We start from the raw sequence: 6,000 nt of genomic DNA on the forward strand, positions 1-6,000 counted from the left end.
GAACTCTTCATCGGCGGTTTCGATGATCGCGTCATCGCCGACCGGCTGCCGGGCTTCGGCAGCGGCAAGCGGCCCAGGCCAGGATTCCTGGACGACCTCGTTCGTGCCTCGGGGCGCCTCTTCTCAGCGGGCGTCGGTCTCCGGCTCGGGCCGGGGGAGCTCGTCGAGGTCGAGGGTGAAGATGCGGCCGTCGGCCAGGGGGATGGGGAGCTTGCCGGTGCCGTATGCATGGGTGTGTGCCGCGATGTAGCCGGACCCGGTGGGCTGGGTGTGCAGGACGACTTCCTGGGCGTACGGGTCCACGATCAGGTAGATCGGGATGCCGTAGCGCCCGTACTTGGCGGTGCAGTCGTTGTAGTCCTTGCGCGCGGAGGAGGTCGAGACGACCTCGGAGATCAGCAGGACGTCCTCGAAGCTGTAGCGCTTGCCCTCCTTGCGCGCGTCCTCACGCAGGATGGCCAGGTCGGGGGCCGAGTTCTCGTCGGCCGGGAAGTCGATGTAGACGTCCGAAGGTGTCTTCGCGTGCCGCCCGAGCGACAGGATCGTGTCGTACTGCATCGACTTGATCGTGCTGGAGTGCTCTTCGCTCTGCGGGGTCATGATGATCTTTCCGTCGGCGCCGAAGAACACCACGTATCCTGCGGGGAACTCGGTGTGGGTGATCGCGTCGACACTCATGGACGGTGCTCCTTCCCGTGTGCCGTCATGATACGGCGGACAGAGCCGTCCCACGGGTGGACTTCCGTGGCGTGCGCGCACCCCACAGGGGGTAACCGTCCGCACGAGCGGGCGCTGTGAGGCGGGGCGGGGCGTGAACTGGGCCCGTAAGCGTTCGGACCCAACAGGTGGCACTTGCCTGGTCCGCCTAGCGCGCCACCAGGCACGATCACTCACCAGTCACGACCGGCGGCAAGCCGCATCCCAGACATGAAGATCACGATCTACAGCTTGAGTCAAGTGGCGGTGGCCCGGATGTCCAGTGAGTGGGGCGCTCTGTCCGAGTCCGACAACTCAATGATTCGAGCCCCGTTGCTTCGGGAGTGCCCGATCCGGTGGCCGCTCGGTGGCCGGACGCCTTTGGACGGGGCAGTACGAGGTAGCAGGGGACAACCTGCCGCAAGTACCCTGATCAGGCACGACATCACTCGGCGGCATCACGCAGTATCCGGCAGCACGATCACTCACGGTCTCGTAATGCGTAGGTCTCGGGTTCGAATCCCGAAGGCGGCTCCGGCAAAGGCCAGGTCACATAGCCCGTGACCTGGCCTTTTGTATTGCTCGGGGCGTGACGCGTCACGCGGCCGGGGTGCCGCGGGATGGCATGCGTGAGCGGAGCGGTCCGGTGCCCTACTTCTTGGGCTTCTTCCGTTTGCCCTTCTTCTTGGCCCTGGCCTCGGCCGCGTTCTTGCCGACCTGCGGCAGGACGCTCTGGTAGATGTCCCGCGTGATCCGGGTGTCGCTGTGCCCGAGCGTGTCCGACACGATCTTCACGTCGATGCCGGCGGCGAGCATGTGAGGATGAGGTCTCGGACCGTCCGCCGACGGCGCGCCCGGACGCCCGCACCGCCTCGCCCCATCACCCAGCCGCAGCCGAGGCTCGACGTCACCCTGACCTACCCCACCGATTCCGCGAGCCCTGCTCAAGGATCTGCCGGCGAGTACTCCCGCTCGTACAGCGTCCCTGGCGCCATTCGGCCTGGTGCTCGACTTGTCCGATGGAGCCGTTGCAGTCGCCGAGTGGACGCTCGCCGAGTCAGGAGGTCCACCGCTCTTCGGTGACCGTGGGAGGCTTGGGTCTGTTCCTGGTCCCGATCATGTCCGAGGGGGCTTGGGCGGAGAGCAGGGCGCGAGCGAGGGAACTGTCGGAGATCAGCACATCGACCGTGCCGCTGCGCAGGGCGCCGAGCACGCCGCGGGTCTTTTCCGCCCCCGCCGCCACCCCCGCCACGAGCGGGATCCTGGACAGTTGCCCAAGAGACACGGCCAGCACCCGGTCTTCGACCGGACCGGGAATCGGTCTTCCGTCGACGTCGAAGAAGCGCGCGCAGAGGTCGCCGGCTGGTTGTCGGCTGTCGAACTCCTCCTTTTCCCGCGAGTCGAGTGCCAGGGCGTCGATGATCGCCGCGGAGGAACCGACGCCGTGGCTGCCGACGCCGACCAGCGCGATGCTGACCTGTTCGGCCGCCTTGAGCGCGGCCTGGACGGAGGGCTCGGCGAGCAGGATCTGCCTGCTCGCCGGGGTGGTGAGCAGGGCCGGAGCGTGCAGTCGGCGGAATCGGCCGCCGAGTCGGGCGGCCAGGTCCCGTACCAGTTCCTCGCCGGTGATCTCGCAGTCCACAGAGGACAGACCGCCGACGAGGGGCACCACTTCGACGTTGAGCCCGCCGTTGTCGGGGACGTGCTGCACAACCGCCTGAAGAGTGCGCCCCCAGGACACCCCGACGCGCTGCTCGGGCCGCATGGTCTCCAGCAGCCAGCGGGCTCCGAGGTCCCCGACGTGGGCCAGGGTGCGGTCACTTCCAGGGGCATCGGCCACCCGGCAGTCACGCAGTCCGAACGTCGCGCGCAGCTCGCTCTCCAGGGTCAGGTCGCGCCCTGCCGGATCGTGAATGCTGATTTCGACGATCCCCCGTTCCCGGGCTGCGGCGAGCATGCGGGAGATGTTGGGCCGGCTGACGCCGAGGGCGTTGGCGATCTCCTGCTGGGAGCGGCCTTCCTCGTAGTACATGCGGGCGACCTTCACCAGCAGGTGCTGATCACGTGCGGTCGGCATGGTGCTTCCTCGGCGGTGCGTCAAGCGGTGCGGTCCGGTGACCGCGGGCGACGCGCGTCATGACACCGCGTCGAGGTCTCGCGCGAGCAGGTCGGCGAGGTCGGCAAGAGCGGCCTCGGCCTCGGCGCCTTCGGTGTGCAGCACGACCTCCTCCCCGTGCTTGAGAGCGAGGGACAGCACGGCGAGCATGCTCTTCGCGTTCACCAGCGCCCCTTCCACCCTGCCTATGGACACCTGGCACGGCTGCTTCGCGGCCGCCTGGACGAATGCCGCCGCGGGCCGGGCGTGCAGTCCTACCTCGGATGCGATCGTGACGCGGGTCTCAGGCACAGCGTTCTCCTTCGTGTCTCCGGCCAAGTACGCTCGCGTTGGCCGAGGGCTGGGCGAAGCTGCACGTTACACAGTCGATGGACAGATGTGAAGAACACTTGCATCGATGTGCAAACGGCCATCGCCGGCGACCGCTGCACGCCCATGGAGGTGGGGCGAGGCTCGGGCTGACGGGCGGAGTTTCCATCACGGTCACACAACGTAATCAGGGTCGACATCTTGTCGTGCCTTGCCGCCCGGTGCTACACCTCTACTGAACAGAGGTGAGGAAGCCCGAGCAGACGTGCAAACCCGTCTGCTGAATATCTCCGGTTCCTCCCGTCATATCCCGATCACGTCGGCTCCCCACCCCACCAGAGCCGCCTACTCGTCTCCGCCGTACGGGCCATGGGCTCAGACCGGCCTCCGCATCCCCACTCGGAGAAGGAGACCTCCGTATCCCCGCTCAGCAACAGAGAGGAGGGCCGAGATGGTTACCGTTGCCGCGGCAGCCCTGGCGGCGTCGACACCCCAGGGCGAGGAGAGTGACAACCCTGTCATTCGTGGCGCAGTCTGGGTTGGCTCCCACTTCATCGGCCTGTTCAACGAGGCCGGCAAGCAGTTCACCGGTCTGGTGACCGGGATTCTCCCCACGCTGATCGTCCTGCTCACCGCGATGTACGCGCTGGTGACGTTCGTCGGCGAGAAGCGCGTGACCCGGGCCGTCGAGTGGTCCTCGCGCTGGTGGATCACCCGCTACACCGTCATGCCGGTGCTCGCCGTGCTGATGCTCACCAACCCGATGTGCTACTCGTTCGGCAGGTTCCTGCCCGAGAAGTACAAGCCGGCCTTCTACGACTCGGCGGTCTCCTTCGTCCACCCGGTGACCTCGTTCTTCCCCTACGCCAACGCGGGCGAGCTGTTCGTCTGGCTGGGCATCGCCAGCGGCGTGCAGAAGCTGGGGCTGTCCACCGTGCCCCTGGCGCTGTACTACCTCGCCACGGGCGTCGTGGTGATCTTCATCAGGGGCGTCGTCACCGAGCGGATCACTCTCATCCTGATCAAGAGGACCGGCCGCACCGAGATCTTCCGCAAGTTCGACGAGGAATTCACCACGGGCACCGCCAGCAGCGCGCTCACGGTGACCGGAGGCACACGATGACGACCACCGAGCAGAGCCCACGCACATACCCCTCGGTGTTCGTCCGCAAGGGCGCCGGCGGCTGGGGCGACGGACTCACACTGCGCCGCACCGAGACCCGCAACAAGGTGCTGTCGGTCACGGGCGGGGGTATTCACCCGGTCGCCCAGCGGATCGCGGACCTGACCGGGGCGGAGGCCGTCGACGGTTTCCGCACCACCGTTCCCGACGACGAGGTCATCTGCGCGGTGATCAACTGCGGCGGTACCGCTCGGATCGGTGTCTATCCGCGCAAGCGGATACCGACGATCGACGTGTATCCCGGCTCGCCCGGCGGCCCGCTCGCCCAGTTCATCACCGAGGACATCTTCGTCTCCGACGTGGGGCTGGACGACATCGTGGTCGAGGAGGGGACGGAGGACGGCGCTGAGGCAGCGCCGGCGCCGGACACGCCGTCGGCCGAGGGCAACCGTGAACAGACCACGGACCCGGTCACCGAGTCCGTCGCGCAGCCGTCGGGAGGCGGCGGACGCTTCTCCCGGATCTCCGACGGCTTCATCAAGTTCAGTTCCGGGATCGGTTACGCGGTGAACACCCTGCTGGCCTCGGGTCGGCAGGCGATCACTCTGACGATCAGCACCATCCTTCCGTTCATGGCGTACGTCAGCCTGCTGCTGGGGTTCGTCATCTACACCGGCGTCGCCGAGGCGATGGGTGAGGGCCTCAAGCCGCTGGCCGGGAACCCGTTGGGGCTCATCGCCCTCGGTGCCGTGGTGGCCCTGCCCTTCCTGTCCCCGATCCTGGGGCCCGGAGCGGCGATCGCCCAGATCATCGGTGTGCTGATGGGCACGCAGATCGCCGCGGGAACCATCCCTGTCGAGTACGCTCTGCCCACTCTGTTCGCCATCAACGGCCAGGTCGGCTGCGACTTCGTCCCCGTCGGTCTCGCCCTCGGCGAGGCGAAACCCGAGACGGTGGCGGTCGGTACGCCGGCGGTACTGCTCAGCCGTCTGATCACCTCCCCCCTCGCCGTGGCCCTTGCCTGGCTCGTCAGCTTCGGGATGTACTGATGAACAACCTCTACTACCAGAGCACCATCCTCCGCGTCGGCGAGGAGGCCGCGGACCTCATCGACGGCGGCGTCCTCATCCTCTTCGGTGAACCGCTTCCGGGTGATCTGGAGAGCCTCAGTGTGGTGCACAAGCCGACGGACACCCCGGCCCAGGAGATACGACGGGGCGACGAGCTGTGGCTCGGTGAGACGCGGCTGACCCTGACCGCGGTCGGGGAGCGCGCCCAGGAGAACCTGACGACTCTCGGTCACGTGGTCGTCTACGTCGCCCCCGATCCGGCTGCCGGGCTGCTGCCCGGAGCGTTGCACGCCGACGGTCCACTCGAGGTTCCCGCACCGGGAACCGAACTGAGGCTCGTCCGCGCGTGACGGTGCGGGTGGGCGAGGCGGGGACGCGATGCGGCCACAGCACCTCGTACGGCCCGTACGGGTCGTACGAGGGTGGCCGTCAAGCGACGGCGGAGGCAGGAAGGAGCAGTACCCATGAACGCCCCTGATGACAGCGCCCCGGCCGAGGACGTCTGCCGCGACTGCGGCGGGACGCTCGTCGAGGGATCCATGGCACTGCCACTGCTCGGCTCACCTCGCTTCGCCTACCGTCTCGGCACCACCGAAGTCACCACCGAGGTGGTGGCCCTGATGTGTCTGAGCTGCGGAACGGTTCGGCTGCGCGGCCGGAATCCCGATCGGATACGGAATGCGGTG

The 6,000-nt window shown here is 67.5% G+C and carries 8 protein-coding genes; 4 read left to right on the top strand and 4 right to left on the bottom strand.

Features of this window, described 5'->3' with window-relative positions; translation table 11 throughout:
• Positions 1-123: 123 nt before the first annotated feature.
• From STRIP9103_RS08130 to STRIP9103_RS08140, 4 genes are all read right to left on the bottom strand, one after another.
• Positions 124-678, bottom strand: coding sequence for a Uma2 family endonuclease (locus tag STRIP9103_RS08130; RefSeq protein ID WP_009303035.1), 555 nt, complete (start codon positions 676-678; stop codon positions 124-126).
• A gap of 669 nt (positions 679-1,347) precedes the next feature.
• Complete coding sequence (locus STRIP9103_RS50575; RefSeq protein WP_009303060.1) at positions 1,348-1,512, bottom strand: hypothetical protein; 165 nt, start codon at positions 1,510-1,512, stop codon at positions 1,348-1,350.
• 241 nt (positions 1,513-1,753) lie between these two features.
• Positions 1,754-2,773, bottom strand: coding sequence for a sugar-binding transcriptional regulator (locus STRIP9103_RS08135; protein ID WP_009303022.1), 1,020 nt, complete (start codon positions 2,771-2,773; stop codon positions 1,754-1,756).
• Positions 2,774-2,830: 57 nt separating this feature from the next.
• Positions 2,831-3,103, bottom strand: coding sequence for an HPr family phosphocarrier protein (locus tag STRIP9103_RS08140; protein WP_009303063.1), 273 nt, complete (start codon positions 3,101-3,103; stop codon positions 2,831-2,833).
• A gap of 469 nt (positions 3,104-3,572) precedes the next feature.
• Between STRIP9103_RS08140 and srlA the strand changes: the two genes are divergently transcribed.
• From srlA to STRIP9103_RS08160, 4 genes are all read left to right on the top strand, one after another.
• Positions 3,573-4,244: a PTS glucitol/sorbitol transporter subunit IIC gene (gene srlA / locus STRIP9103_RS08145; protein WP_009303042.1), complete on the top strand. Its 672-nt coding sequence runs from the start codon at positions 3,573-3,575 to the stop codon at positions 4,242-4,244.
• A complete protein-coding gene (srlE, locus tag STRIP9103_RS08150) occupies positions 4,241-5,293 on the top strand; it encodes a PTS glucitol/sorbitol transporter subunit IIB (protein WP_009303047.1) in 1,053 nt (350 codons plus the stop codon). Before srlA ends, srlE begins: the two co-directional genes overlap by 4 nt.
• Positions 5,293-5,664: a PTS glucitol/sorbitol transporter subunit IIA gene (locus STRIP9103_RS08155; protein WP_009303020.1), complete on the top strand. Its 372-nt coding sequence runs from the start codon at positions 5,293-5,295 to the stop codon at positions 5,662-5,664. The genes srlE and STRIP9103_RS08155 overlap by 1 nt, the downstream gene beginning before the upstream one ends.
• Positions 5,665-5,778: 114 nt before the next feature.
• Positions 5,779-6,000: hypothetical protein (locus tag STRIP9103_RS08160; RefSeq protein WP_048819915.1), on the top strand; the 222-nt coding region annotated here is incomplete at its 3' end.

Source organism: Streptomyces ipomoeae 91-03, from assembly GCF_000317595.1.
Classification (GTDB): domain Bacteria; phylum Actinomycetota; class Actinomycetes; order Streptomycetales; family Streptomycetaceae; genus Streptomyces; species Streptomyces ipomoeae.